Origin of the sequence: Agrobacterium sp. MCAB5 (assembly GCF_052114365.1) — a bacterium.
Classification (GTDB): Bacteria; Pseudomonadota; Alphaproteobacteria; order Rhizobiales; family Rhizobiaceae; genus Agrobacterium; species Agrobacterium tumefaciens.
Map to the genome: position 1 here is coordinate 242,247 of NZ_JBFREP010000003.1, position 24,933 is coordinate 267,179.

Consider the following 24,933-nt stretch of genomic DNA (forward strand, 5'->3'; position numbering starts at 1 on the left):
CCGTCCGTGCATCGCATGTCTGAAGCGTGTCGTGTTTACCCGTTCCGGGCAGACACCTTCGGATGGTTGTTTTGCTCATGTCTTCCAGAAGCGGGTTCCGCGTCGGGAGAGGTGTTTTGGGTGGCTGAATGATTTCCGAGAATTACTCCCGCAATCTGGTGGGCTACGGCCGCAATAGTCCCGATCCGAAATGGCCGGGCGGCGCACGCATCGCCGTGCAATTCGTCATCAATTACGAAGAGGGCGGCGAAAGCTGCATTCTCGACAACGACAAGGCGTCGGAATCGCTGCTGTCGGAAATCGTCGGCGCGCAGCCGTGGCCGGGCCAGCGCAACCTGAACATGGAATCGATCTACGAATATGGCTCACGCGCCGGTTTCTGGCGGCTGTGGCGCATGTTCACCGATCTCGGCGTCACCACAACTGTTTATGGTGTGACCGCTGCCATGGCGCGCAACCCGCAAGCCGTTGCGGCAATGAAGGAAGCGGGTTGGGAAATCGCCAGCCACGGTTATCGCTGGCTGGAATACAAGGATTTTTCCGAGGAGGAAGAGCGCAAGCATATTGCCGAAGCCGTGCGCCTGCATACGGAGCTGACGGGCGAGCGCCCCTTTGGCATGTATCAGGGCAAGCCTTCCGACAATACGTTGCGTCTCGTCATGGAAGAGGGCGGTTTTCTGTATTCGTCCGATTCCTATGCCGACGATCTGCCCTATTGGGTGAAGGGATTGCAGGATGAACCGTTCCTGATCATTCCCTACACGCTCGACACCAATGATATGCGTTTCGCCACGCCGCAGGGTTTCAATTCCGGCGACCAGTTCTTCGCCTATCTGAAAGACGCTTTCGACGTTCTTTATCAGGAAGGCCTTGAAGGCGCGCCGAAGATGATGAGCGTCGGCCTGCATTGCCGTCTCGTCGGCCGTCCCGGCCGCGCCGCAGCCCTTCGCCGTTTCATTGAATATGTGCTGGGCCATGAAAAGGTGTGGATCCCGCAGCGTATCGAGATCGCTCGTCACTGGCATGAAAACCACAAGCCGGGAACGCTCTGATGCTGACGCGAGATGAATTTGTCAGCCGTTTCGGCGGTGTGTTCGAACATTCGCCTTTTATCGCCGAACGGGCCTATGATGTCGGAGGCGCAGGTCTGGAGTTAACGGCGAAGGCGGTTCATGGCGGATTATGCGCGCAGTTTCGTGCCGCCTCCGAAGCGGAACGGCTGGGTGTTTTGCGCGCGCATCCTGATCTTGCCGGCAAGCTCGCAATAGCAGGTGAGTTGACCGCCGATAGCCGAAATGAACAGGCAGGCGCAGGGCTTGACCGGCTTTCGCCCGAGGAGCATGCGCGCTTCACCGAGCTGAACTCCGCCTATACACAAAAATTCGGCTTTCCATTCATCATTGCAGTCAAGGGGCTGAACAGGCACGATATTCTCTCCGCCTTCGAGACGCGTATCGGCAGTGATGCGGCGACAGAATTTGCGACGGCGACGGCGCAGGTGGAAAAGATCGCCTGGCTGCGCCTTTCCTCGATGCTGCCCGAGGGTTGAATTGGCGAGCGGCGGTCGTTCCGCTATACTCGTGCTATCTGGAGATTGAGGCCATGAGACCCTCCGAGGTGCTGGAAAAGAACCGGGAAGCGATCCGCGAAGCGACGAAGCGCTTCAACGCGGCAAACCCGCGCGTGTTCGGTTCCGTCGCCCGTGGCGAAGACAGGCCGGACAGCGATCTGGATATTCTGGTGGATGCGTTGCCGGGGACCACTCTGTTCGATCTTGGCGGATTGCTGGAGGAACTGAAGACTATCCTCGGTGTCGAGGTTGACGTCGTCACCTCAGGCGGCCTGCACTCGGATATCCGGGCGCGTGTTCTGATGGAAGCCAAAGCAGTATGAGTACGGATCGGCTTCTGCTCTACCTGAAGGAGATGGACGTTGCCGCCTCCCGAATACGGGATTTCATTCAGGATATGGATGAGGCCACTTTTTCTTCCGATACGCGAACCCAGATGGCGGTGATGATGTGCCTTGCCCTGATTGGCGAGGCGGTCGCAAAACTGGACAAACATTACCCCGCGTTTTTACAGCAGCACCCGGAAATCCCCTGGATAAAGATGAAGGGTATGCGCAATTTGATCGTGCATGATTATTTCCGGGCAGAACTCTCGGTAGTCTGGAAAACGATAACGCAGAGCATTCCGGATTTGCAGGCGCGTCTCTCACTCCTCCGAAACTGGCATGCCCAAGGTGAATGACATTTGACTGATTTTCTCGAGATCAAGCCTCTCACCAAAGAGGCGTTCGCATCCTTCGGTGATGTGATCGAAATTACACCCTCTTCCATGCGCCACATCAATGGCGGCCAGACCGAGCGGCATCATGCGCTTGCGGCACCCGAGGCAGCGGGCGAGGGTGCGCGCATCATCCTCAATATTTTCCGCGGACAGCCGCGTACCTTTCCCCATACTATCGAGATGATGGAGCGGCATCCGCTCGGCAGCCAGAGTTTCTCGCCGCTGTCCGGCAGGCCTTTCCTTGTCGTCGTTGCCGAGGACGAGGGCGGTAAGCCTGGTCGGCCGCAGGCTTTTCTGGCGGGCGGCGATCAGGGCGTGAACTACCGCCGCAACGTCTGGCATTACCCGTTGATGCCGTTGCAGGCGATTTCGGATTTTCTGGTTGCCGATCGCGAGGGGCCGGGCAACAATCTGGAAGAGCATTTTTTCGATGCGCCCTACATGATCGCGGAGCCCAGCCTATGACCGGTTTGACCACTCACGTCCTCGATGCCGCGCATGGCACGCCCGCCGAGGGGCTGACGATCGAGCTTTACCGGCTCTCGGGTGATCGTCGCGAGAAGATTAAGACGGTTAAGACCAATAGCGATGGCCGCGTTGATGGCGGGCCGCTACTTGTGGGCGACAGTTTCAAGGCCGGGGAATACGAGCTGGTTTTCCATGCGGGCGATTATCTGCGTGGCAAGGGCGTCACCCTGGCGGAACCCGCCTTTCTCGACATCATCCCCATCCGTTTCGGCATTGCCGACGAGAGCGGCCATTACCATGTGCCGCTTCTGCTTTCGCCCTATAGTTACTCCACCTATCGAGGAAGCTGACCGCCATGATCTTTGCCGCCATTGCCGATATTCATGGAAACTGCGCCGCACTGGAGGCCGTGCTTGAGGATATCGCGAGGCTGGGCATCAAGGACATCGTCAATCTCGGCGATTGCTTCAGTGGTCCGCTGGAAGCGGGTTTTACCGGCGATGTGCTGGTTGGCAACTGGATACCCAGCGTTCTCGGCAATCATGATCGCGAATTGATCGAGCGCGCCCCGGAAGAGATGGGCAGCTGGGAGAGGCCGGCGCATGCGCAGCTGACCGCCGCGCATCTGGACTGGCTGCACACCCTGCCGTTCAGCATGGTGTTCAAGGACGTCGCCTATTGCTGCCACGGCTCGCCGCGCGGTGATCTGGAGTACTGGCTGGAGACGCTTTCGACGGAAGGGGTGCTGAAATTGCGACCGCTTTCCGAAATCGAGGCCATGGCTGATGGCATCACCCAGCCGCTGATGTTGTGCGGCCACACACATATCGCCCGCACCGTGCAGCTCTCCGATGGCCGCCTGATCGTCAATCCCGGCAGCGTCGGCTGCCCCGGCTGGAAGGATGACACGCCGTTTGACCATCATGTCGAGGTTGGTCATCCGCTTGCCAGCTACGCCGTGCTCGAAGAAACCGCACGCGGCTGGCAGGTCTATTTCCGGCAGATACGCTACGATAATCTTGCCATGGCCGAAATGGCGAAGGTCAACGGCATTCCGTATCTGGCCGATGCGTTGGAAAACGGTTGGCTCAAGCGGTAGAACTCACCCTTCGCTGTTCATGACAACGCAGGCATAAGACTGCGCCTTCAACTCCTTACAGGCGGAAACCGCCGAAGACTGGTCTTCAAAGCCGGTAAAGCGGGCGCGGTAGAGCGTTGCCGATCCGCTTTGCACCGCTTCGGTATAGGGCGCGATGCCGGAGTAGCTGCCGGCGATGTTGGAGCGGGCATTGGCGAGCAGCGAGCGGGCGGCAGCTTCGCTGTCGGTGGCGGCGATCTGCACTTCCCAGCGGCTGCGTTGGCCGGTCATTTGTGCAGCGGGTGCGGGTTTCGGAATGGCAGAGACCTGGATCATATCCGCCATCTGGCTGTTCGCCGTGGCGATCTGCATGGCGATCGGATCGGCGCGACGCTCGGCAAACATCGGCAATGGTACGGTTGCCGGAGGGACGGCTGCGGGCGGCACGTCGAAGGTGCGGCTGACATTGGCGCTTGCCACCAGCTGTTCGGTATTACGGTTTCTCGAGGCCTGCGGCATCGCCTTGTCCAGCAGAGCAGCCATCTGCGCATCGCGGCTGCGCGCGGTCTTGCCGCCCAGCACGACGCCAACGACACGGCGGCCATTGTGATTGATGGCGCTGACGAGGTTGAAGCCCGACGCATTGGTGTAACCGGTCTTGATGCCGTCCATGCCCTGATAGCGATACATCAGATTATTGTGGCCACGGATGCGCTTGCCCCGGAAGCTGAAGGATTCCATGGCAAAGAGGCCGTATTCTTTCGGAAAGTCGCGCTGCAGCGCAAGGCCGAGTTTTGCCATGTCGCGCGCCGTCGTCACCTGCGATTTGCTGGGCAGGCCGGAGGCGTTGCGGAAAACCGTCTTGGTCATGCCAAGCTGGCGGGCCTTACGGGTCATCATCTGCGCAAATTGTGCCTCGGACCCACCGAGATGGTCACCCATGCCTTCCGCCATGTCATTGGCGGATTTGACGATCATACCGTAGACGGCTTCGCGCACCGTAAACGTCTGGCCCTCACGCACATAAAGCTTCGAGGGGATGACGGCTGCGCCGTTCCTGGACATCCTTATCTTCTGGTCCCAGCGAATTCGGCCGGCGTGCAACGCCTCGAAGGTCATGTAGAGCGTCATCATCTTGGTCAGCGATGCCGGGTGGTTCAGCACATCGGCGTTCTGCGCGGCGAGGACCTTGCCGGTATTGGCATCCATGATGAAATGGGCATAACCGGCCTGCGCAGGCGATGCCTGCAATGAGAGGATCGCGCAAAAGAAGGCGAGTGCGAATACCCATGCGCCCGCCATTCCCCGTTTGATCGTTCCCGACATGGTCCACCCCTTTATGTTCGATCGCCGCGATGGGCGAAGTTTTACTGACACTTTCCGGCAACAAAACCGCTAAAACTTTAGAGATCGCTTTCATGCTTAATTAAGTATGAAATTCAAGTCGGCCGTCGCCCTCACAATTTCCTTGCAAAGAAACCAACCATCCGGTATGTTTGCGACCATGACAAATGCACATGAACGCAAAAAGCAGCCTGAGATCGTGCGCCGCAATCTTCTCGATTGCGCGGCGAAACTCGCTGCCGAGCAGGGGGTTGCGGCGCTTTCCGTGCAGGCAGTGGCCGATGCCGCCGGGGTGACGAAGGGTGGGTTGTTTCATCATTTTCCCTCCAAGCAGGTGCTGCTGGAAGCGGTGATGACTGACCTTCTGGCGGCTCTGGACACTGAGATCGACGACCTCATCTCACAGGATTGTGAAGCTTTTGGGAGCTTCACAAGGGCATATGTGAACGCGGTTTTCTCGGATCGGGGCAGGGATTCGGGCAGGCAATGGGCAGCGATCTCGGTTTCCATGGTCGGTGAACCGTCGCTTCGGCGCATGTGGAACAGCTGGATTGAGGGGCGCCTTGCCCGTCATAAAGAAACGGATGACGGGGTGGTCCTGGAGATGGTGCGGCTTGCGGCTGACGGCATCTGGTTTGCCGATCTACTGGCCGACGACGGTAAAGCGGGTGGCGACAGGGCGGCTCTGAGGGCCCGGATGATCGCCCAGACGAAAAAGGAAGTGGAACGATGAACGCGGCTGTTTTGACTTATGGGGCGCTTGTCGCGGCTATCGTCTGCGAGGTCATCGCAACTTCCTTTCTGCAGCAATCGCAGCAATTCACCAAGCTGTTGCCGACGGTGCTGATGGCTCTGTTTTACGGTGCGGCCTTTTATCTCCTGTCGTTCACGCTCCGGGCGCTGCCGGTCGGCGTTGCCTATGCGATCTGGAGCGGGCTTGGCATCGTACTCATTTCCAGCATTGGCTATTTCGTGTTCCGCCAGACGCTCGATATTGCTGCGGTGGTTGGTCTTGGGTTCATCGTGACCGGGGTGGTGATCGTCAATGTGTTTTCGAAGACGATTGGGCATTGAGCGGACTTCTCCACCTCATTCCTGTGCTTGTCACAGGAATCCAGCGGGCGCGCGTCTGCGCGACGAGAATAGTCATTTCAGCCCAAGGGCTTGGGCTCGCTGGATCCCTGTGACAAGCACAGAAATGAGGGAGGCGACGTAAAGGCGATATTCTTACCGAAGCATCGGCTTCGATCTTTACGTTGTATGCCGTGTCGTCACCATCACGCCAGAATGCTGCGGTCGACGTCCGTAATCAGCCGCTTCCCGCAAAGCGCCATGCTGATATCCATTTCCTTGCGGATGATCTCGAGCGCCGTCGTCACGCCCTGCTTGCCATCCGCGCCGAGGCCGTAGAGGAACGGGCGGCCGATGTAGGTTCCCTTGGCGCCGAGTGCTACCGCCTTCAGCACGTCCTGGCCGGAGCGAATGCCGCCGTCCATATGCACCTCCACCCTGTCGCCAACGGCATCGACGATCCTCGGCAGCATGGCGATCGAGGAATGCGCGCCGTCGAGCTGGCGACCGCCATGGTTGGAGACGATGATGGCGTCCGCGCCGGTATCGAGCGAGGCGCGCGCATCTTCCTCGTCAAGGATGCCCTTGAGTATGAGCTTGCCGCCCCAACGCTCCTTGATCCATTCGACATCCTTCCACGACAAGCGCGGATCGAATTGCTCGGCCGTCCAGGAGGAGAGCGACGAGAGGTCGGAGACGTTCTTGGCGTGGCCGACGATATTGCCGAAGCTGCGGCGTTGCGTGCGCAGCATGTCGAGGCACCATCTTGGCCGTGTCGCCATCTGCCAGATGTGTTTCGGGGTGAATTTCGGCGGGGCGGAGAGGCCGTTTCGCAGGTCCTTGTGGCGCTGGCCGAGAATTTGCAGGTCGAGCGTCAGCACCAGCGCCGAGCATCCCGCTGCCTTCGCCCGGTCGATCAGATTATTGACGAAATCCCGGTCCTTCATCACGTAAAGCTGGAACCAGAAAGGTTTGGAGGTGACGGAGGCGACATCCTCGATGGAGCAGATGCTCATGGTGGAAAGCGTGAAAGGGACGCCGAATTCTTCCGCCGCTTTTGCCGCCAGCATCTCGCCATCGGCATGCTGCATGCCGGTTAGTCCAGTGGGGGAGAGCGCCACCGGCATCGAAACCTTCTGGCCGATCATTTCGGTGGCGAGCGACCGGTCGGTCATATCCACCAGCACACGCTGGCGTAGCTTTATCTTGGAAAAATCCTCCTCATTGGCGCGGTAGGTGCCTTCCGTCCAGGCGCCGCTATCGGCATAGTCTAAAAACATCTTCGGCACACGGCGTTGAGCCTGTTTCTTCAGGTCCGCTATGGTGAGGATTTTGCCCATGGATAAAGCCTTCACATTTGAATGATGGCTTCATATATCACAATAGTGGCGCGTGCGACATCAAAATCTACGGGGTTTCAACCCCAGAATGCCCGCAAAAATAGCTCAGCCCCAAGCAATAGCAGGCAGATGAGGAACCAGCGCCTGAATGTCGCGGGAGTGACGATGCGGCGGATATTCTGACCAAGCCACATGCCGAAAAGCGCTGGCAGGACGGCGAGTGCGGAAAGCGACATGTGCTCGACGCGGAAGGCGTCCTGAGAGGCAAGGCCGGCGGCAAGCGCAACGGTGGAAACGGTGAAGGACAGGCCAAGCGCCTGCACGAGATCATCGCGGCTGAAGCCAAGCGACTGGATATAGGGCACGGCGGGGACCACGAAAATTCCGGTGCCGCCGGTCAGAAGGCCGGTCGCCAGCCCGACGGCCGGGGAGAGTTTCGGTTCCAGCCTTGCGGGAACGGCGAAGGGCTTTGCAAGAAGGCTGTAGGCTGCGTAGGCCGCGAGGCACAATCCGAGCGCCGAGGTGGTCCAGACGCCGGTGCCTGATGTCATCAGCCGGATGCCGAGAAGCGTGCCGACGGCAATGGCGATCATCATCGGCCATAGTCGCGAGACGATCGCCTTGAAATCGGGTCCGGCCAGCAATTGCCAGATATTGGTGATGAAGGAGGGCAGAATGAGCAGGCCAGCGGCAACGACCGGCGGCATGAAAAGGCCGAGAACGCCCATGGCAACGGTCGGCAGGCCCATGCCGGTGGCGCCCTTGACGACGCCCGCGACGATGAATGTCGCGACAATCATGAGCGTTGTGGTTGTCTCAAAATCCGGCACGGCACACTCCAGAGGTCATTCGCATTTCGGCTGACTTGGGCTGTCAGGCGATCATATGAAACGAGCGAGTGCGGCCTGTTTCTTTTCCCGGCGGGGAGAGAAAAACAGGCGACGCCCGCTCGTTTCAATATGTACTGATATAGATGAGGCCACGACCTGATGTTTCGGCCTAAACCGAACTATGCAAGCGCGCTTTTCATCGCCTTGCCGGCCACGTAGGTTTCGACGACGGTGCGGTCGTCGCCCATGGTCAGCATCAGGAACAGTTCTTCGGTCAGGCTTTTCACCACTTCCATCTTCAGCGCCATGGCGGGCGTGGAAGAGGCGTTGAGAACCGTGATGTCGGCATCCGTGCCGGCGTCCAGCGTGCCGATGCGGTCGACCATGGAAAGCGCTTCGGCGTTGCCGCGCGTCATCAGATACCAGCTTTCCAGCGGGTTCAGTCGTTCGCCCAGCAATTGCTGGATCTTGTAGCCCTCATCCATGGTGCGCAGCATGGAATAGCTCGATCCGCCGCCGATATCGGTAGCAACCGCAATACGAACAGGCTTTTCGCGCCGTTGCAGCTTTTTCATCGGGAAGAGGCCGGAGCCGATGAAGAGGTTCGATGTGGGGCAATGCACGGCGACTGCACCGGTTTCCGACAGCACGTCCGCCTCACGTTCCGAGAGGTGGATGGCGTGGCCGAGCAGGGTCTTGTTGCCCATCAGGCCGTAACGCACATAGATGTCGGTGTAATCGGTCGCTTCCGGGTAGAGCTCGCAGGTATATTTGATCTCGTCCAGATTTTCGGAAAGATGCGTCTGGATGAAGAGATCGGGAAATTCCTGCGCCAGCGCCTGGGCTGCTTCCATCTGTTTCGGCGTAGAGGTGATGGCGAAGCGAGGCGTGATGGCGACGTGGTTGCGGCCCTTGCCGTGCCAGTCGGCGATGACGGCCCGGGTCTCGTCATAGGAGGTTTCCGGCGTGTCCAGCAGGCCCTGCGGGGCGTTGCGGTCCATCATCACCTTGCCGCCCACCATCAGCATGCCGCGCTTCAGGGCCTCAGTGAAAAACGCATCGGCTGAGGTCTTGTGCACGGAGCAATAGGCGACAGCCGTGGTGGTGCCGTGGCGCAGAAGCTCATCGTAAAAATGTGTGGCGATGCGCTGGGCATGCGCGCTTTCGACGAAACGGCATTCTTCCGGGAAAGTATAGGTATTCAGCCATTCCAGAAGGTTGGCGGCATAGGAGCCGATGACCTGCATCTGCGGGAAATGCAGGTGCATGTCGATCAAGCCCGGCACGATGAGATGAGGGCGGTGGTCCTTCTCCTCAATGTCATCAGGTGCCTGCTTGCGAATATCGGCATAGTCGCCAACGGCGGCGATCTTGCCGTTTTCGATAAGCAGGCCGCCATCCTCGATGTAGAGATAGCTTTGCGTATCGTCGATTGCGAGCGGCGCGCGGCGGAAGCTTAACAGGCGGCCACGCAGCAGAACCATGCTCATTCGGTTTTTTCCTTGGCGTCTTTGCCCGCGGAAACGGCGCTTTCATACCATGCGGTCAGCACTTTGCGCTCCTGCGGGGTGATGGCGGTGATGTTGCCGGGAGGCATGGCATGGCTGCGGCCGGCTTGCAAATAGATTTCGCGGGCGTGTGCGGCGATTTGCGCGTCGGTTTCGAGCTTCACCGATTTCGGCGTGAAGGGCACGCCTTCCCACACCGGCTCGGCGGCGTGGCACATGGAACAGCGGCCCTGAACGACATCACGGGCGCTCGCGAAATGGGCGTCGCTGACGAATTGCTGCTGCATCGGCGAAAGCGTTGCCGCCTTCTGTTCTTCTTCGCCGGTCAGCACCTTCGGCACGGTGGAAAGCCACATGATGACGATGAAGATGAGCGCGGTCAGCAGCCAGGTCCATGTCGGCTTGCCCTTGCGGGCATGGGTGGTGTTGAACCAGTGGCGGATGGTGACGCCCATCAGGAAGACGAGTGCTGCGATGATCCAGTTGAACTCGGTCGCAAAGGCCAGCGGATAGTGGTTCGACAGCATGAAGAAGATGACGGGCAGCGTCAGGTAGTTGTTGTGCAATGAGCGCTGTTTGGCGATGCGGCCATATTTCGGGTCCGGCGTGCGCCCGGCGATCAGGTCGGCAACGACGATCTTCTGATTGGGAATGATGATGAAGAACACATTCGCCGACATGATGGTGGCGGTAAAAGCGCCGAGATGCAGGAAGGCGGCGCGGCCGGTGAAGACCTGCGTATAGCCCCACGCCATCGCCACCAGCGCGACGTAAAGCACCACCATCAGGCCCCAGGTGTTGTTGCCAAGCGGCGATTTGCAGAGGAAATCGTAAAACAGCCAGCCGACAGCAAGCGATGCCAGCGACAGACAGATGGCCTGGAACTGGGTGAGCGCCAGCACCGAATGGTCGATGAGGAAAAGGTCGGCGCCGCCGTAATAAACGATGCACAGCATGGCGAAGCCGGACAGCCAGGTGACGTAGCTTTCCCATTTGAACCATGTCAGGTGTTCGGGCATCTGGGCCGGGGCGACCAGATATTTCTGGATGTGGTAAAAGCCGCCGCCATGCACCTGCCACTCCTCGCCATATGCCCCCGGCGGCAGATGCGGCCGTTTGACCAGCCCAAGATCGAGCGCGATGAAATAGAAGGACGAGCCGATCCAGGCGATGGCGGTGATGACGTGGAGCCAGCGGACGGCAAAGGCCATCCATTCCCACGCAATGGCATATTCGTACATTCGGTTCCCCTGATCCTTGTGCAGCGCACCTTGCGAGAAATTTGACCGTTAGGAAAGGGAAAAGCAAACACCGCACGATGATTGTTCACAATCCCGTACGCTCGTGTCCACAACTTTGGCGCAGGCGCGGCGACGCCCCGCTTCCGGCCCCGCCCAATCGTCAAGGAGCCGTCCTGCCGCTGAGTTTGTGCTTAGCTGGCTAACGCGACTCAGCTATTATCCGTTGAGCAGTCTGCTGATGTGCAAAACGATTGGGCTGCGGGGCCTTGGAGCGACCTGCGTCCGAAAGGACGCTTCGAAGGGCACTCTGACACATTTATGTTGCGCATGTTCTTTCCGGTTTTCGGTCAGAGGCGCAGGGCTTCAATGACATGTTTTCGCTGGCGGTTCATTCCGAAAGCGGGTGCTGCGAACCCTGGGGGCGGGGGGCAGATCAGGGGCAGGTGTTGCAGTTCCCGGTGCCGTTGCGTCCGGGTATGCGTTGATGCTTGGATTTTGAATGAAGTGACGCAATGACCTTCCGGCAGCCGCCGTTGTTTTCAACGGAGACCGTGCCGATGCGCCTTGTTCTGACAGTTCTTTTCCTGCTGATGGCGTTTAACGCCACGGCGATTGCGCATGAATCCCACAAGGGGTTCAAATATGAAAGCTACTGCTGCAATGGCGACGCCGAAACCGGCGATTGCCAGATGATCCCTACGCGAAGTGTTCGTGTCACGCAGGATGGTTACGAGGTCTCGCTTGCGCCCGGCGATCATCGTCTGGTGACGCGGCGCCATGTCTTCAGCTGGTCGCAGCGTGAGGCAAGACGATCCGAGGATGGAGAATATCATCTCTGTCTGTTCCCGGACGAGGACACGCCGCGCTGCTTTTATGCGCCTGATATGGGGTATTGAGATGTTTGCGGCCGGTTTTCGTCGATCCGCTTCAGTATCCAGTCGCGAAACAGCCTTATCTTGCGAATGTTCCTGCGGTTTTCAGGGTAGACGAGCCAGTAGTTCTTACCTTCGTTGCTGAGGTGCTCGAAGGGCTGATAAAGGCGGCCGAGGGCAATCTCGTCCGCATAAAGTTCAGGGGTGAGCATGGCTACCCCCTGGCTGGCAATTGCCGCTGCGGCTTCGAAAGCCTGCACGCTGAGGCGGCTGCGCGGATAACGGTCGAGGCCCGGATTTTCGATGCCGACTTCCCGGAACCATTGGCTCCACCAGATGTCACCCGGATCGATGATGCGCAGGCGCAGAAGATCCTCCGGCTTATTCAATCCGCCGATGCTTTCGGCGAGGTTCGGATGCAGCATCGGCGTGTAAACACCCCGCAGCAACTGATGATAGATCAGTCCTTTGCCATCGTCGCTGCTCCAGCGGATGGCGACATCGCAATCGGACTGCGTAAAATCGATCAATGCGCTTGATGTGTCGAGCCGCACGGCGATCGAGGGATGTTCAAGCTGGAAAGCTCCCAGATGCCGCGAAAGCCAGCGCGATGCGAAAGTCGCGGTGGAGTGAATGGTCAGGGTGGTGTCAGAGGTGTCACGGACATTGTCGACGGCCTCCCGTAAAGTGTTGAAGGCTTCCGCAACTTTCGGCGCCAGTTTCTGCCCGGCCTCGGTCAGCACAACCTGCCGCGCCTTTCTGATGAAGAGCGGCTCGCCAACATTCTCTTCCAGCAGTTTCACCTGATAGCTGACCGCCGTCTGCGTCATGCCCAGTTCCTCACCGGCCTTGGTGAAGCTGAGATGCCGGGCGGCGGCTTCGAACACGCGCAGGGCATTCAGGGGGAACTGGCGGGACATTTTCATGGATAAGTTCTCTTTATGCCAACTGCCAAAGGTTTCATTGGTTTTTATCCTGAAAACAGAGCATTTTTAGCTCAATTCATCAACTGAGCTTCTGACATTTTTTAAATGGAGACGAACATGCGCACAGCACTCTTGCGCGCGTGGTCCCGCCTGCGCGCGGGTCTGCGGACCGCGGAACGGTTTTCCCTTGAAAGCCTTCGACCGGATAATCTGGTAGATGAAAGCCTGCCCGACGGGATCAGGCGTGATCTTGGTCTTGAGGATGGCCGCGCTGATTTTCGGTGCGACGGGTTTCGGCAGCGGAAAATGCTTGCAGCAACTCGGCTGCCACAAGGGCCGCTATGATTGCAGGGCGCTTGTCCCTGACGCTACTTCCACCGATCGGCAGGATGAGTTTTTGAAGGCGGGAAGGGGGTTCTCCCTCCCGCTCCAGCCAATGGGCGAAGGTGGCGCGTTTGGTTTTCGAGCCGATCATGCCAACATAAGCGAGATCGTCGCGGGCAAGCGCTTCCTTTGCAATCAGGAAATCGAGTGCGTGATCGTGGGTAACGATGATCGCAGCGCCGTTTGCGGGAATTTTCGCGATCAGCGCTTCCGGCATGGGGGTCAGCACGGATACGACACCGGCTGAAAGATCGCGCAACTCGTTTTCACGGGTTTCCACCACGGTGAGTGTCAAAGGCAGAAGCGACAGAGCATCTGTCAGCGCCTTGCCGACATGGCCCGCCCCGAAAATGAAGACGGCCTGCTGCTGCTCGGTTTCAGCCTTAAGCCTTGCCTCGAGTGCTGCCGCGATGTCCGGCGTTACCAGCCGGAAGCGGAGCAAGGTGCGGCCGCCGCAGCATTGACCGATTTCGGGGCCGAGCGGAATATCCATGCCGTCTTCGGTCGTACCATTCTTCAACATGGCACGGGCATGGTCTATCGCCATATATTCGAACTGCCCGCCGCCGATGGTCTCCCACAGCGCCTTCCGGCTTACCAGCATGAAGGTTCCCGCCTCGCGCGGCGATGACCCTTTCACGGCCTCGATTTCCACGAGGATTGCAGGTCCGGAGCTGGCGAGGAAGCGGGAGAGGGACGTCATTATGTCTCCCCTCACACCTTCTTCAACCGTTCCACCGCCATCAGCACCCGCTCGGGCGTTGCCGGCGCATCGAGGCGTGGGCAGACCTTGTAGTCGGCGATGGACGCGACGGCCATGGAGAGTGCTTCGAGAACCGAGATCGCCAGCATGAAAGGCGGTTCGCCCACGGCCTTGGAGCGGCCGATGGTGGGCTCGGCGTTTTCCGACCATTCCGCCAGTTGAACGTTGAAAATCTTCGGCCGGTCGGAGGCAAGCGGGATCTTGTAGGTGGAGGGAGCGTGGGTGCGCAGCCGCCCCTTGCCGTCCCACCATAATTCCTCCGTCGTCAGCCAGCCCATGCCCTGCACGAAGGCGCCTTCCACCTGGCCGATATCGATGGCCGGGTTCAGCGACTTGCCGACATCGTGGAGAATATCGGTGCGCTCCATCATGTATTCGCCGGTCAGTGTATCGATCGACACTTCCGAACAGGCCGCGCCATAGGCGAAATAATAAAACGGCGTGCCGCGGCCGGCGGCGCGATCCCAATGGATTTTCGGCGTCTTGTAAAAACCGGCGGCGGAAAGCTGGACGCGGGCGAAATAGGCTCGTTTGATGAAATCGTTGAAGGCGACTTCCTCAAGCCCGATGCGCACCCGGTTTGGCAGGAAGACAACCTCTTCTTCCGGCACGTTCCAGTTCTCGGCGGCGAATTTGATGAGCCTTTCACGGATCTGGCGGGCAGCGTCATAGGCCGCCATGCCATTGAGGTCCGTACCGGACGAGGCGGCCGTGGCCGACGTATTGGGCACCTTGCCCGTGGTCGTGGCGGTGATTTTCACCCGGCCAATATCCACCTGGAAGGCATCGGCCACCACCTGCGCCACCTTGGTGTAGAGGCCTTGGCCCATTTCGGTGCCGCCATGGTTCAGGTGGATCGAACCGTCATTATAGATATGCACCAGCGCGCCCGCCTGATTGAAGGCGGTCATGGTGAAGGAGATGCCGAATTTTACCGGGGTGAGCGCAATGCCCTTGCGGATGATCGGGCTGGTCTTGTTGAACTCGACAATTGCCTGCCTGCGCGCGCGGTATTCACTGGATGCTTCCAGTTCCTCAACGATGCGGGCGATGATGTTGTCCTCGACCTCTTGATGATAGGGGGTCGTGGTGCGGCCCGAACCGGTCTCGCCATAGAAATTGAGCTTGCGGACATCGAGAGGGTCCTTGCCGACGGCATAGGCGATTTCCTCGATGAAACGCTCAGCCCCGAGCATGCCCTGCGGGCCGCCGAAACCGCGAAAGGCGGTGTTGGAGACGGTATGGGTTTTGAGCGGCCGGGAGGTCAGATGCACATGCGGATAGAAATAGCTGGAATCGGCGTGAAACAGCGCGCGGTCGGTTACCGGGCCGGACAGGTCGGAAGAAAAGCCGCAGCGGGCCGCATAGGTGGCGTCGACGGCGTGGATGCGGCCTTCCTCATCGAAGCCTAGTTCGTAATCGACGCGGAAATCGTGGCGTTTGCCGGTGGCGGTCATGTCTTCGTCGCGGTCGGGGCGGATTTTCACGGCCCGGTTCAGCTTCTTGGCGGCAATGGCGCAAAGGGCTGCGAACTGGTTTCCCTGGGTTTCCTTGCCGCCGAAACCGCCGCCCATGCGCCGCACCTGCACCGTGACGGCATTGGACGGCACCTGAAGGATGTGGCTGACAATGTGCTGGATTTCGCTCGGATGCTGGGTGGAGCTCCACAGCGTCACCTCATCGTCCTCGCCCGGCACGGCCATGGCGATGTGGCTTTCAAGATAAAAATGCTCCTGCCCGCCGATCCGCATCGTGCCGGTCAGGCGGCGGGGTGCCACGTCCATTTCGAGCTTCGCATCGCCACGCTTCAGCGTCATCGGATCGATGACGAGCGCGCCGCCATTTTCAATCGCCGTGTCGATGTCGGTGAAATGCGGCAGGTCCTTGTAGACGATTTTCGCCTTGCGGGCGGCTTTGCGGGCAATATCGCGGCTTTCAGCGAAGACCGCGAAGATCGGCTGGCCGTGAAATTCAACCTTCGTTTCGGCCAGCAGCGGCTCGTCATGACGCCCGCCGGAGGAGACGTCGTTTTCGCCGGGCACGTCTTTGCCTGTCATCACCCATAACACGCCCGGCGTAGCTTCCACTTCGGAAAGGTCCATCGAGACGATTTCGGCATGGGCCCGGTCGGAAAGGCCAAGCGCGCCGTGAACGAGGCCGGCGGGTTCGGGAATATCGTCGATATATTCGGCGCTGCCCGTCACATGTTTATGGGCGGAATCGTGCCTGAGCGAGGCGTGTACAGGGCCGTCGATTTCGGTCTTGGTCTTGTCGAAGCTTGTCGTGTCCATGGTTCAAGCCTCCTCCAGCGAGAAGCGGGCAAGTTCCTGCTTTTCCCCTGATGTCTCGAGGAAAAACCGTGTCAGCAAATTCTTGGCCGTCAGTTGCCGATATTCGGCGGTCGCGCGCCAGTCGGTTAGCGGGGTGAAATCATCGTCCAGCGCATCGCGTGCCGCGTCGATCGTTTCCTGAGACCAGGGCTTGCCGAGAAGTGCCGCCTCAAGATGCGCGGCGCGTTTCGGCGTGCCGGCCATGCCGCCGAAGGCGATGCGGATGTTTTCGACTGCGCCATCGGCATCGAGCGTCAGATTGAAGGCGGCGCAGAGAGCGGAGATATCCTCGTCGCGCCGCTTTGAAATCTTGTAGACGGCATAGTGGCTTTCGGGTTTCTGGAATGGAATAAAGAGCTTTTCGACGAATTCGCCGCTCAGCCGGTCCTGTTTGCCATAATCGATGAAATAGCTTTCCAGCGGCAAGGTGCGGCTGCCGGGAGACGAGCGCAAGGTGAGCGTGGCGCCGAGCGCGATCAGGGCCGGGGGCGTGTCGCCGATGGGCGAACCGTTGGCGATGTTGCCGCCGATGGTTCCCATATTGCGCACCTGTTCGCCGCCAAGACGATCGAACAGCCGGGCAAGCGGCGGAAAATGTTCTGCAATGGTCTTGAAGGCTTGGCTGTAGGTGACACCGGCACCGAGCGTCACGCCGTTCTCATCCACGGCAATACCCTGCAGATCGCCGAGGTTGTTGATGAAGATGACAGGGTTAAGCGCCCGCATCTGCTTTGTCACCCACAGGCCGACATCGGTGGAACCGGCAACGATGGTAGCCTTCGGCTCGGCGGCATAGATATCGGTCAATTCAGCAAGCGTTGCCGGGATGATGGTCCGATCCTCGCCGCGGGTGACCGTAATTGTCTCATTGGCGCGGATCGCCCAGAGCCTTGCCATGATATCGGTGCGGTCCCGTTGCAGCGGGTCGAACAGCGCACTCGGGCGGGCGGCTGCAATCTTTTCGGCAGCCCGCACAATCGGCTCGTAACCCGTGCATCGACAGAGATTGCCTTGCAGCGCCTTTTCAATATCGGCGCGGGACGGGTTTTCGCTGGCAAGCCACAGGCCGTAGAGCGACATGATGAAGCCCGGCGTGCAGAAACCGCATTGGGAACCGTGGAAATCTACCATTGCCTGCTGCACGGGGTGAAGCGTGCCATCGCGGCCGGCCAGATGCTCCACCGTCACGATATGGGTTGCATGCAGCGAGCCCAAAAAGCGGATGCAGGCATTGACGCCTTCATAACGCAGCGAGCCATCAACAAGCCGCCCGACCAACACCGTGCAGGCGCCACAGTCACCTTCAGCACAGCCTTCTTTCGTCCCGGTCAGCCGTCTTTGAAGGCGGAGATAATCGAGAAGCGTGTCTGTTGGTCCGAAACCCTTAAGCGAAATGGTTTCGCTGTTGAGGATGAAGCTGATCGCGTCGTTCATGCACTGCCTTGCTTTTTGTCCGGTTGAGCCGGTTCCCAATCTGCTATCTATGCACGCCCGCGCGCGCATATCGATTTCCGTTTTGGCAATTCATTGTTTCCAAAACGGAAAGAGATGTCGTCGATTATTGCGCTGTCCAGCCGCCATCGACGGAAATATGCGTGCCGGTAATGTTGCTGGCGGCATCGCTTGCCAGAAACAGCGCCGCTGCCGCCACGTCATCGATGGTGACGAATTGCTTTGTCGCCTGCAATTCCAGCATCACGTCGTTCTTCACCGCCTCTTCGCTGATGCCGCGCACCTTGGCCATTTCCGGTATCTGCTTTTCGACGAGCGGCGTCAGCACATAACCGGGACAGATGGCGTTGACGGTGACGCCCGTCTGCGCAAGCTCTAGCGCCGCCGTCTTCGTCAGGCCCATGATGCCGTGCTTGGCTGCCACATAGGCCGATTTGAACGGCGAGGCGACGAGACCGTGGGCAGAGGCAACGTTGATGATACGGCCTTTGCCGGCCTTCTTCATCAGCGGTATCGCAACGCGCATCGTATGGAAGGAACTGGTCAGATTGATGGCGATGATCCAGTCCCACTTTTCGGTCGGAAACTCCTCGATCGGAGCGATGTGCTGAATGCCGGCATTGTTGACGAGCACATCGACCGAACCAAGCTTTTCATGCGCGGAATTGATGAGATCGGCAATCTCGTCCGGTTTCGTCATATCTGCCGGGTGGTAGAGCACACGCCCGCCACTTTCGGCTTCCAGCAAGAGGCGGAGTTTTTCAATTTCGTCTTCGTCGCCGAAGCCATTCAGCACGATATTCGCGCCCTCCCTCGCAAATCTCTGTGCGATGCCAAGGCCGATGCCACTTGTGGAGCCTGTCACGATAACTGTCCGATGCATGCTTTCCCCTTTTTGCATTACTTCGCACATATTTAAGCAGGTTATGCCCAAAGGGGGCGGGCTGGCAATCGCGATTTCGGGCGCGATTTCGGGGGAGGCCGGCATGGGGCATAATGCGCCGGCGCCCATCCACTTTTTCGAAGCTAAGCATCCAGATTTTACGCCAGATTTTGCATTTGTCTGAAGGGCCGTCCGTGCCTATCTCTCAGACAATCAAACAGAGGTATCGTCTATGGAACTCGGTCTTTACACTTTTGCGGATGTCAATCCCAACCCCGCCGATGGCCGTGGGCCGGAAGGTGCGCGCCGGCTGCGCGAACTGCTTGAGGAAATCGAGCTTGCCGATCAGGTTGGACTGGATGTGTTTGGGCTGGGTGAACATCACCGCCCGGACTATGTCGCCTCCTCACCCTCCACCGTGCTTGCGGCGGCGGCGGTGAAGACGAAGAATATCCGCCTGACGAGCGCTGTCTCGGTTCTGAGTTCGGATGATCCGGTCCGGGTCTTCCAGCAATTCTCCACCGTCGATCTCCTGTCGAACGGCCGAGCCGAAATCATGGCCGGGCGCGGTTCCTTCATCGAATCCTATCCGCTGTTCGGTTACGACCTCGAAGACTATGACGTGCTGTTTGCGGAAAAGCTCGATCTGCTCTTGGCGCTGCGCGAGAACGAAATCGTCACCTGGTCCGGCACCAAACACCCCGCCATCAATGGGCGCGGGGTCTATCCGCGTCCTCTTCAGGAGCGTCTGCCGGTCTGGATCGCGGTTGGCGGCACGCCGCAATCGGTGGCGCGGGCCGGCGCCATGGGGCTGCCGGTGGCGCTTGCCATCATCGGCGGCGAATATCGCCGCTTCGCGCCGCTGTTCGATCTCTATCACGAAGCTGCACGCCGGGCGGGGCAGGAAAAGACCAGGCTGCGCACCAGCATCAACGTGCACGGCTTCATTGCCGACACCACCGACAAGGCAGCGGACCAGTTTTACGGACCGCAGGCAGAGGTGATGAACCGCATCGGCCGCGAGCGCGGCTGGGGTCCGACAAACCGCGCGCATTTCGATGCGGCGCGTGGGCCGGAGGGCAACCTCTTCCTTGGCGAACCTGAGCTGGTGGCGGAAAAGATCATCAAGGCGCACGGCGTTTTCAAGAACGACCGTTTCCTGTTGCAGATGGCAATCGGCCTGATGCCGCATGACCAGATCATGCGCGGCATCGAGCTTTATGGTACGAAAGTCGCGCCTGTTGTCAGAAAAGAATTGACGGGGAGTGCCGATCCGGTGAAAGCCACGGCCTGATTATTACCAAGGCGGGCGTCTTCAGACTCGCCATTTAGAACGACGGACAGAAACATGGTCATCTCCACCGACGAAGAACTGGTTTTGCTAAAGGATATCGGTCGCATCTGCGCCGTGGCCATGCAGACCATGGCGGATGCGCTGGAACCCGGTATCACCACGGCCGAAATGGATGCGATCGGCCGAAAGGTACTGGAGGATAACGACGCGCAATCGGCGCCGGAGTTCTGCTACCAGTTTCCCGGCGCGACCTGCATCAGCGTCAACGAAGAGGTTGCGCATGGCATTCCCGGCCCGCGCATCATCAAGGCGGGCGATCTCGTCAATATCGATGTTTCGGCGGTGAAGAGCGGTTTCTTCGGCGATACGGGTTCGTCTTTCGCCGTGCCGCCGGTGAAAAAGGAGATCGAGCGGCTGTGCCGCGATGGCAAGCGCGCCATGTGGACGGGCTTGCAGCAGGTTAAAACCGGTCGGCCCTTTGCCGATATCGGCAATGCCATCGGCTCCTTTGCAAAAAAGAACCGCTACACGCTGATCACCAATCTGGCGAGCCACGGCATCGGCCGCTCCCTGCATGAGGAGCCGAAGGAACTGGCGACCTGGCCGGACAAGGGTGAGCGGCGCATCATGCAGGAGGGCATGGTCTTCACCGTTGAGCCCTTCCTGTCGACGGGTGCCTATTGGGCCGAAGATGGCGACGACGATCCGTGGACGCTTTATAGCGATCCGAGCGCGCCGACCGTGCAGTATGAACATACCGTGGTTGCTACGAAGAACGGCCCGCTGGTGCTGACGCTGGTTGAGTGAGGGGTGAAGACCGCCACTTTACGAGACACCAAGTTTCGTAGCTGAGTGCGCCAATTACGACGTTTGCCGCATTCGTTGACCTTTCTCCTCCCTCATCCCTGTGCCTGTCACAGGGATCCAGCCAGCCCAAGTCCTTGGGCTGAAAGGACTTCTCTCGCCGCGCGGACGCGCGTCGGCTGGATTCCTGTGACAAGCACAGGAATGAGGGTGGATAAGGATGCGCAGGCAACAAGGTCCTTGCATCTCGTACCAACAAAGACGGCTTATGCTGCCGATCAAAATAACTCGCTTGTTCCGTGACAGTGCGGTTGCGATAAGCCGTACATGAGCATCGACAAGCCACTTTCCCCCAAACATCTGACTGCACTCGGTTTCGCCGGCGCCTTGATGATGGCGTCCGCCATGGGCTTCGGCCGTTTTTCCTTTACCCCCATTCTTCCCGGCATGATGGCTGATGTTCCGCTATCGGCGGGGGATGCGGGGATTGTTGCGGCTGGAAATTTCGCCGGTTATCTCGCGGGGGCGGTTCTCGCCGCCTATTCATGGGGCTCGGGACGGGAACGGCTGGTCGCCCTTTGCGGCTTGGTTTCCACGGGCGCCTTGCTGCTTGCCATGGCCGCCTTCAACTCCGTTGCGGCCTTCACCCTGATCCGGTTTTTCGCCGGCGTTGCCAGTGCGATGACCATGATCTTCACGTCGCAGATCGTCATCGGCCACGCTATGAAAGCCGGCAAGGACCATATTCAGGCGCTGCATTATGGCGGCGTCGGTGCCGGCATCGCGATTTCCTCGCTTGTGGCCTATCTCATCGGCGTCGTTTTTGATGGCGGCGGTGCCTCCTGGCGGGAGGAGTGGATTGCCGGTGCCGTCTTTTCCTTCGCTACGTTTCTTCTCGTCTGGCGGGTGCTGCCCGCCGGGCCACCCCGGCATGCCTCTGCGCTGTCGGAGCCGCCACTCAAATGGACGAAGCCGCTCTTTCTGACGACGCTCGCCTATGGGCTGTTCGGCTTCGGTTACGTCATCACCGCCACCTTCATTGTTGCGATTGCCCGCATGGCTGCTGCTGGCGCTTTCGTGGAGTTTCTGGCCTGGTTCGTGACGGGATGTGCCGCCGCCATTTCGCTTTTCCTCTGGAAGCCGGTCTTGAAATCGCAGGGTCTGAAGCGCGCTTTCGTGATTGTTCTTGCTGTGGAAGCCGTCGGCGTCTTCGCTTCCGTCATGCTGCCACCCGTTCCGGGCGTGCTTGCCGGCGGTCTGCTTCTGGGGCTGACCTTCATGGTCATCACCGCCTATGGCCTTCAGCTCGGCCGGGAATTTGCAGGCCCAAGCCCACGCCGCGCCTTTGCCCTGATGACGGCAGCCTTCGGTACTGGACAGATCGTCGGACCACTCGCCGCCGGCTGGATTGCCGAGGTGACGGGAAGTTTTACTGCACCAAGTATTCTCGCCTCTGGCGTGCTTGTCGCCAGCATTCTCCTGATGCTACCGGTTCTCGCCACGGAGCAGCGGCGCTAAATCCGCCCGGGCATATTGCGCCTCACAAGGGGCGATTTCAGGGGTTCCTTGCGGGATCGATCCGCCGTTTGCGCCTTACATCTTGTTAAGGTCGTCGCTTCTTCGTTGCTGTGCACAAATTTCTGCCCTAGGTTCGGGCCATCTAGTGCTTCGCCAATAATGGCTGACTTCAAACGCGCGTGAGTTCGAAACGTGTTTCATTCTTTCTTTCCCAAACCTAAATTGTTCTTCACCTCCGCCATCGTCTGGGCTTTTGTCGCCATTCTTGGATGGTACTTCATCGTTGAAGGGCTAGGCAGGTCTTGGGGCTACGTGATGCCCGAGCAAGAACCTTACGATCTCAGCTATTTTCTGGTTCCCGCCAATCTGTTCTTCTACGCCTATCTGGCATTGTGCCTGGTGTTGTTCGGGGCTGTCTGGACCGTTCTCGCCAAGGATCACCCCTGGAAGTTCTGGTCCATATGGGGATCGCTGCTGATTATCGCGGTGACCTATTTCGGCGTTCAGATTTCCGTCGTCATCAACAATTTCCGGCGGCCTTTCGGCGATCTCCTGCAAAATGCGCTGTCAAAACAGCCGGGTATCGAAGTCTGGGATTTTTACAGTCTTCAGATTGTCTTCGCCAAGATCGCCTTTCTCAGCATGGCTGTGTCGATCCTCACGGATTTCTTCACCAGCCATTATATCTTCCGCTGGCGCACCGCGATGAACGACTTCTACATGTCAAAATGGGAAAAGCTGCGCCACATCGAAGGTGCCTCGCAGCGCGTTCAGGAAGATACGATGCGGTTCTCCTCCACGCTGGAGGGATTGGGTATTACCCTGATCAATTCGGTCATGACGCTTGTTGTGTTTCTGCCGATCCTGTTTGCGCTGTCGTCCTACGTCTCCGAATTGCCGATCCTTGGCGAAGTGCCGCACGCGCTGTTCTGGCTGGCGATTGTCTGGTCCGTGTTCGGCACCGTGCTTCTGGCGACGGTCGGCATCAAGCTGCCCGGCCTGAATTTCCGCAACCAGCGTGTCGAAGCGGCCTATCGCAAGGAACTGGTCTACGGTGAGGATCACGCCGACCGCGCCCAGCCGCCGACTGTCAAGGAGCTTTACTCCAATGTGCGGAAAAACTATTTCCGCATGTATTGGCACTACCTCTACTTCAACGTCGCGCGGTATTTCTACATTCAGGCCGATGCCGTGTTCTTGCTCCTGATGCTTGTTCCCACCATCGTGGCGGGCAAGATCACCTATGGTATCTACCAGCAGATCGCCACGGCTTTCGGTCAGGTCAGTAATTCGTTCCAGTATCTGGTCAATTCCTGGACCACGATCATCGAGCTGCTGTCCATCCACAAACGTCTTGTGGCTTTCGAGGCCGCGATCGATGACAAGCCACTGCCTGAAATCGACGAGCGTTATCTTCAGCGGGAAGCGGAAGCCGGAGAGCTGGCGGCCAACAAGCCCTGACGGAAAACAAAAAGGGCGGCCGACTGGCCGCCCTTTTGCATTATACCAGGGGAACCTTAGCCCTCGGTCTTCTGCTTCCTGCGCGCCTTGATGATCGGCATGGCCTCGGCGTAACTCACGCAAGCAACATCGTCGCTGCGGCAAACTTCGCGCAGCAGCCGCTCATAGGCGTTCCAATAGGCGCCGCCATTCATCTTCACGAAATGGAAGCCCATCTGCAGAGGGATGCGTTCGCCACTATACTGCTTGTCGAAAGCGGTGCGGAACGCCGCATAGGCGCGGTCCTCGAATTCCTGCGCGCGGTCCGGCGTCTCGACGCCGATGGAGTGGCGGATGAAGAGGTTGTAGTCCATGGCGATGATCGGGCGATTGCCGGGGCCTTCCGGAACCAGCGGCAGACCGAAATGTTCGATGCCGTCGCGCTCCACCGGCCATTCCGGTCCCTTGGTGATGCTGGTGGCGTCATAAACGAAGCCGTGTTTCTTCTGAGCCGCGGTCAGCGCCGGCCCCTGCGAAAGATAGGGCGCGCGGAAACCGTTGATGTTTTTCACCATGTCGCGCCAGCCTTCGGGTTCTTCACCCTTCTTGCCAATCATCTGCCAGGCATTTTCCAGCGTGCTGGTGAAGGTGGTGAACTCGCCGTCCCATTGCTCGGCCGTCCATTGGCCGCCATCGAAATGCCCGCAGGTGTGATTGCCGATTTCGTGACCTTCGCGATAGGCCGACCAGATGTTGCGCAGCCGCGTCTCCACCTCTTCCGGCGACTGGCCAAATCCGACATTGGAGCGCCCGGCCTTCTGGCCGGGGCCCTGATAGGTCTTGGCACTGGTCTTGCGGTCCATCACCAGCGTGCAGGCAAGGAAATAGGTGAAATGCGCGCCGACCTCCTTCGCCGTCGCACGACTTCTTTCCCACAGCGGATTGTCGCCCGCACCGTCGAAAGAAACGATGACGAGCTGCTTCGGCTTCTCCGCATTTTCGGCAAAAGCGGGAAGGGCAAGGCAGAGCGACAGGGAAAAAGCAGTCAATGGGCGAAACATCAGGCATCCGTCATGTGAAACACCGCTGCCTTTTG

General features: G+C 59.1%; 25 protein-coding genes. 14 read left to right on the plus strand and 11 right to left on the minus strand.

Features of this window, described 5'->3' with window-relative positions; all coding sequences use genetic code 11:
• Positions 1-128: 128 nt before the first annotated feature.
• From puuE to AB4Z23_RS08935, 7 genes are read left to right on the plus strand one after another with little or no spacing between them, the layout of a single operon-like run.
• Complete coding sequence (gene puuE, locus AB4Z23_RS08905) at positions 129-1,052, plus strand: allantoinase PuuE (protein WP_003513682.1); 924 nt, start codon at positions 129-131, stop codon at positions 1,050-1,052.
• Complete coding sequence (uraD, locus tag AB4Z23_RS08910; RefSeq protein ID WP_421477335.1) at positions 1,052-1,549, plus strand: 2-oxo-4-hydroxy-4-carboxy-5-ureidoimidazoline decarboxylase; 498 nt, start codon at positions 1,052-1,054, stop codon at positions 1,547-1,549. Before puuE ends, uraD begins: the two co-directional genes overlap by 1 nt.
• A 53-nt stretch (positions 1,550-1,602) precedes the next feature.
• Positions 1,603-1,893 carry a nucleotidyltransferase family protein gene (locus AB4Z23_RS08915; protein ID WP_003513679.1) on the plus strand — a complete coding sequence of 97 codons (291 nt, stop codon included), beginning with the start codon at positions 1,603-1,605 and terminating at the stop codon, positions 1,891-1,893.
• On the plus strand, positions 1,890-2,252 hold the full coding sequence (locus AB4Z23_RS08920) for a HepT-like ribonuclease domain-containing protein (protein ID WP_003513677.1): 363 nt from the start codon (positions 1,890-1,892) through the stop codon (positions 2,250-2,252). Before AB4Z23_RS08915 ends, AB4Z23_RS08920 begins: the two co-directional genes overlap by 4 nt.
• A 3-nt stretch (positions 2,253-2,255) precedes the next feature.
• Entirely contained in the window at positions 2,256-2,756 is a 501-nt protein-coding gene (locus AB4Z23_RS08925; RefSeq protein ID WP_019565157.1) for an ureidoglycolate lyase, read from the plus strand.
• Complete coding sequence (gene uraH, locus AB4Z23_RS08930) at positions 2,753-3,109, plus strand: hydroxyisourate hydrolase (RefSeq protein WP_003513673.1); 357 nt, start codon at positions 2,753-2,755, stop codon at positions 3,107-3,109. The genes AB4Z23_RS08925 and uraH overlap by 4 nt, the downstream gene beginning before the upstream one ends.
• A 5-nt stretch (positions 3,110-3,114) precedes the next feature.
• Positions 3,115-3,858, plus strand: a complete 744-nt coding sequence (locus tag AB4Z23_RS08935; protein ID WP_065662187.1) for a metallophosphoesterase family protein — start codon at positions 3,115-3,117, stop codon at positions 3,856-3,858.
• Positions 3,859-3,861: 3 nt separating this feature from the next.
• On the opposite strand, the gene AB4Z23_RS08940 is transcribed toward AB4Z23_RS08935, so the two are convergent.
• Positions 3,862-5,139: a D-alanyl-D-alanine carboxypeptidase gene (locus tag AB4Z23_RS08940; protein WP_019565159.1), complete on the minus strand. Its 1,278-nt coding sequence runs from the start codon at positions 5,137-5,139 to the stop codon at positions 3,862-3,864.
• A 190-nt stretch (positions 5,140-5,329) separates the two neighbouring features.
• Between AB4Z23_RS08940 and AB4Z23_RS08945 the strand changes: the two genes are divergently transcribed.
• Positions 5,330-5,914, plus strand: a complete 585-nt coding sequence (locus tag AB4Z23_RS08945) for a TetR/AcrR family transcriptional regulator (protein ID WP_019565160.1) — start codon at positions 5,330-5,332, stop codon at positions 5,912-5,914.
• Entirely contained in the window at positions 5,911-6,255 is a 345-nt protein-coding gene (locus tag AB4Z23_RS08950) for a DMT family transporter (protein ID WP_019565161.1), read from the plus strand. The genes AB4Z23_RS08945 and AB4Z23_RS08950 overlap by 4 nt, the downstream gene beginning before the upstream one ends.
• A 203-nt stretch (positions 6,256-6,458) precedes the next feature.
• Here the strand turns inward: AB4Z23_RS08950 and AB4Z23_RS08955 are convergent, their stop codons facing one another.
• From AB4Z23_RS08955 to puuD, 4 genes are all read right to left on the minus strand, one after another.
• A complete protein-coding gene (locus AB4Z23_RS08955; RefSeq protein WP_441360063.1) occupies positions 6,459-7,592 on the minus strand; it encodes an alpha-hydroxy acid oxidase in 1,134 nt (377 codons plus the stop codon).
• A gap of 77 nt (positions 7,593-7,669) precedes the next feature.
• On the minus strand, positions 7,670-8,392 hold the full coding sequence (locus AB4Z23_RS08960) for a sulfite exporter TauE/SafE family protein (protein ID WP_421477418.1): 723 nt from the start codon (positions 8,390-8,392) through the stop codon (positions 7,670-7,672).
• A gap of 209 nt (positions 8,393-8,601) precedes the next feature.
• Positions 8,602-9,912 carry a guanine deaminase gene (gene guaD, locus AB4Z23_RS08965; protein WP_080797937.1) on the minus strand — a complete coding sequence of 437 codons (1,311 nt, stop codon included), beginning with the start codon at positions 9,910-9,912 and terminating at the stop codon, positions 8,602-8,604.
• Positions 9,909-11,171: a urate hydroxylase PuuD gene (gene puuD / locus AB4Z23_RS08970; RefSeq protein WP_025594222.1), complete on the minus strand. Its 1,263-nt coding sequence runs from the start codon at positions 11,169-11,171 to the stop codon at positions 9,909-9,911. Before puuD ends, guaD begins: the two co-directional genes overlap by 4 nt.
• 557 nt (positions 11,172-11,728) lie before the next feature.
• Here puuD and AB4Z23_RS08975 point away from each other — a divergent pair.
• A complete protein-coding gene (locus tag AB4Z23_RS08975; protein WP_162691982.1) occupies positions 11,729-12,067 on the plus strand; it encodes a hypothetical protein in 339 nt (112 codons plus the stop codon).
• Here the strand turns inward: AB4Z23_RS08975 and AB4Z23_RS08980 are convergent.
• The 5 genes from AB4Z23_RS08980 to AB4Z23_RS09000 form a co-directional block, all read right to left on the minus strand.
• Positions 12,043-12,969, minus strand: coding sequence for a LysR substrate-binding domain-containing protein (locus AB4Z23_RS08980; RefSeq protein WP_013636655.1), 927 nt, complete (start codon positions 12,967-12,969; stop codon positions 12,043-12,045). The two genes, AB4Z23_RS08975 and AB4Z23_RS08980, sit on opposite strands and share 25 nt — an antisense overlap.
• Before the next feature lie 238 nt (positions 12,970-13,207).
• A complete protein-coding gene (gene xdhC / locus AB4Z23_RS08985; protein WP_111798803.1) occupies positions 13,208-14,056 on the minus strand; it encodes a xanthine dehydrogenase accessory protein XdhC in 849 nt (282 codons plus the stop codon).
• Between the two features lie 11 nt (positions 14,057-14,067).
• Positions 14,068-16,407 (minus strand): xanthine dehydrogenase molybdopterin binding subunit, encoded by a 2,340-nt coding sequence (gene xdhB / locus AB4Z23_RS08990; protein WP_162711142.1) that lies wholly within the window; start codon positions 16,405-16,407, stop codon positions 14,068-14,070.
• Positions 16,408-16,410: 3 nt separating this feature from the next.
• Positions 16,411-17,880, minus strand: coding sequence for a xanthine dehydrogenase small subunit (xdhA, locus tag AB4Z23_RS08995; protein WP_421477328.1), 1,470 nt, complete (start codon positions 17,878-17,880; stop codon positions 16,411-16,413).
• 124 nt (positions 17,881-18,004) lie between these two features.
• Complete coding sequence (locus AB4Z23_RS09000) at positions 18,005-18,781, minus strand: 3-hydroxybutyrate dehydrogenase (RefSeq protein ID WP_421477326.1); 777 nt, start codon at positions 18,779-18,781, stop codon at positions 18,005-18,007.
• Positions 18,782-19,013: 232 nt separating this feature from the next.
• Here AB4Z23_RS09000 and AB4Z23_RS09005 point away from each other — a divergent pair, with 232 nt between their 5' ends.
• The 4 genes from AB4Z23_RS09005 (at position 19,014) to sbmA (ending at position 23,858) form a co-directional block, all read left to right on the plus strand.
• On the plus strand, positions 19,014-20,075 hold the full coding sequence (locus AB4Z23_RS09005; RefSeq protein WP_003513642.1) for an LLM class flavin-dependent oxidoreductase: 1,062 nt from the start codon (positions 19,014-19,016) through the stop codon (positions 20,073-20,075).
• A gap of 54 nt (positions 20,076-20,129) precedes the next feature.
• A complete protein-coding gene (gene map / locus AB4Z23_RS09010) occupies positions 20,130-20,882 on the plus strand; it encodes a type I methionyl aminopeptidase (RefSeq protein WP_421477324.1) in 753 nt (250 codons plus the stop codon).
• Between the two features lie 324 nt (positions 20,883-21,206).
• Positions 21,207-22,397, plus strand: a complete 1,191-nt coding sequence (locus AB4Z23_RS09015; protein ID WP_441360064.1) for an MFS transporter — start codon at positions 21,207-21,209, stop codon at positions 22,395-22,397.
• A gap of 192 nt (positions 22,398-22,589) precedes the next feature.
• Complete coding sequence (sbmA, locus tag AB4Z23_RS09020; RefSeq protein ID WP_003513636.1) at positions 22,590-23,858, plus strand: peptide antibiotic transporter SbmA; 1,269 nt, start codon at positions 22,590-22,592, stop codon at positions 23,856-23,858.
• 56 nt (positions 23,859-23,914) lie between these two features.
• Here sbmA and AB4Z23_RS09025 read toward each other — a convergent pair whose 3' ends face one another.
• Entirely contained in the window at positions 23,915-24,898 is a 984-nt protein-coding gene (locus AB4Z23_RS09025; RefSeq protein WP_421477320.1) for a polysaccharide deacetylase family protein, read from the minus strand.
• Positions 24,899-24,933: the final 35 nt, after the last annotated feature.

What these genes read in the sequence shown, in the direction of transcription:
- puuE (WP_003513682.1), top strand. Translation starts at nt 129, where the DNA reads ATGATTTCCGAGAATTACTCCCGCAATCTGGTGGGCTACGGCCGCAAT.
- uraD (WP_421477335.1), top strand. Translation starts at nt 1,052, where the DNA reads ATGCTGACGCGAGATGAATTTGTCAGCCGTTTCGGCGGTGTGTTCGAA.
- AB4Z23_RS08915 (WP_003513679.1), top strand. Translation starts at nt 1,603, where the DNA reads ATGAGACCCTCCGAGGTGCTGGAAAAGAACCGGGAAGCGATCCGCGAA.
- AB4Z23_RS08920 (WP_003513677.1), top strand. Translation starts at nt 1,890, where the DNA reads ATGAGTACGGATCGGCTTCTGCTCTACCTGAAGGAGATGGACGTTGCC.
- uraH (WP_003513673.1), top strand. Translation starts at nt 2,753, where the DNA reads ATGACCGGTTTGACCACTCACGTCCTCGATGCCGCGCATGGCACGCCC.
- AB4Z23_RS08935 (WP_065662187.1), top strand. Translation starts at nt 3,115, where the DNA reads ATGATCTTTGCCGCCATTGCCGATATTCATGGAAACTGCGCCGCACTG.
- AB4Z23_RS08940 (WP_019565159.1), bottom strand. Translation starts at nt 5,139, where the DNA reads ATGGCGGGCGCATGGGTATTCGCACTCGCCTTCTTTTGCGCGATCCTC.
- AB4Z23_RS08945 (WP_019565160.1), top strand. Translation starts at nt 5,330, where the DNA reads ATGTTTGCGACCATGACAAATGCACATGAACGCAAAAAGCAGCCTGAG.
- AB4Z23_RS08950 (WP_019565161.1), top strand. Translation starts at nt 5,911, where the DNA reads ATGAACGCGGCTGTTTTGACTTATGGGGCGCTTGTCGCGGCTATCGTC.
- AB4Z23_RS08955 (WP_441360063.1), bottom strand. Translation starts at nt 7,592, where the DNA reads ATGGGCAAAATCCTCACCATAGCGGACCTGAAGAAACAGGCTCAACGC.
- AB4Z23_RS08960 (WP_421477418.1), bottom strand. Translation starts at nt 8,392, where the DNA reads ATGATTGTCGCGACATTCATCGTCGCGGGCGTCGTCAAGGGCGCCACC.
- guaD (WP_080797937.1), bottom strand. Translation starts at nt 9,912, where the DNA reads ATGAGCATGGTTCTGCTGCGTGGCCGCCTGTTAAGCTTCCGCCGCGCG.
- puuD (WP_025594222.1), bottom strand. Translation starts at nt 11,171, where the DNA reads ATGTACGAATATGCCATTGCGTGGGAATGGATGGCCTTTGCCGTCCGC.
- AB4Z23_RS08975 (WP_162691982.1), top strand. Translation starts at nt 11,729, where the DNA reads ATGCGCCTTGTTCTGACAGTTCTTTTCCTGCTGATGGCGTTTAACGCC.
- AB4Z23_RS08980 (WP_013636655.1), bottom strand. Translation starts at nt 12,969, where the DNA reads ATGAAAATGTCCCGCCAGTTCCCCCTGAATGCCCTGCGCGTGTTCGAA.
- xdhC (WP_111798803.1), bottom strand. Translation starts at nt 14,056, where the DNA reads ATGACGTCCCTCTCCCGCTTCCTCGCCAGCTCCGGACCTGCAATCCTC.
- xdhB (WP_162711142.1), bottom strand. Translation starts at nt 16,407, where the DNA reads ATGGACACGACAAGCTTCGACAAGACCAAGACCGAAATCGACGGCCCT.
- xdhA (WP_421477328.1), bottom strand. Translation starts at nt 17,880, where the DNA reads ATGAACGACGCGATCAGCTTCATCCTCAACAGCGAAACCATTTCGCTT.
- AB4Z23_RS09000 (WP_421477326.1), bottom strand. Translation starts at nt 18,781, where the DNA reads ATGCATCGGACAGTTATCGTGACAGGCTCCACAAGTGGCATCGGCCTT.
- AB4Z23_RS09005 (WP_003513642.1), top strand. Translation starts at nt 19,014, where the DNA reads ATGGAACTCGGTCTTTACACTTTTGCGGATGTCAATCCCAACCCCGCC.
- map (WP_421477324.1), top strand. Translation starts at nt 20,130, where the DNA reads ATGGTCATCTCCACCGACGAAGAACTGGTTTTGCTAAAGGATATCGGT.
- AB4Z23_RS09015 (WP_441360064.1), top strand. Translation starts at nt 21,207, where the DNA reads ATGAGCATCGACAAGCCACTTTCCCCCAAACATCTGACTGCACTCGGT.
- AB4Z23_RS09025 (WP_421477320.1), bottom strand. Translation starts at nt 24,898, where the DNA reads ATGTTTCGCCCATTGACTGCTTTTTCCCTGTCGCTCTGCCTTGCCCTT.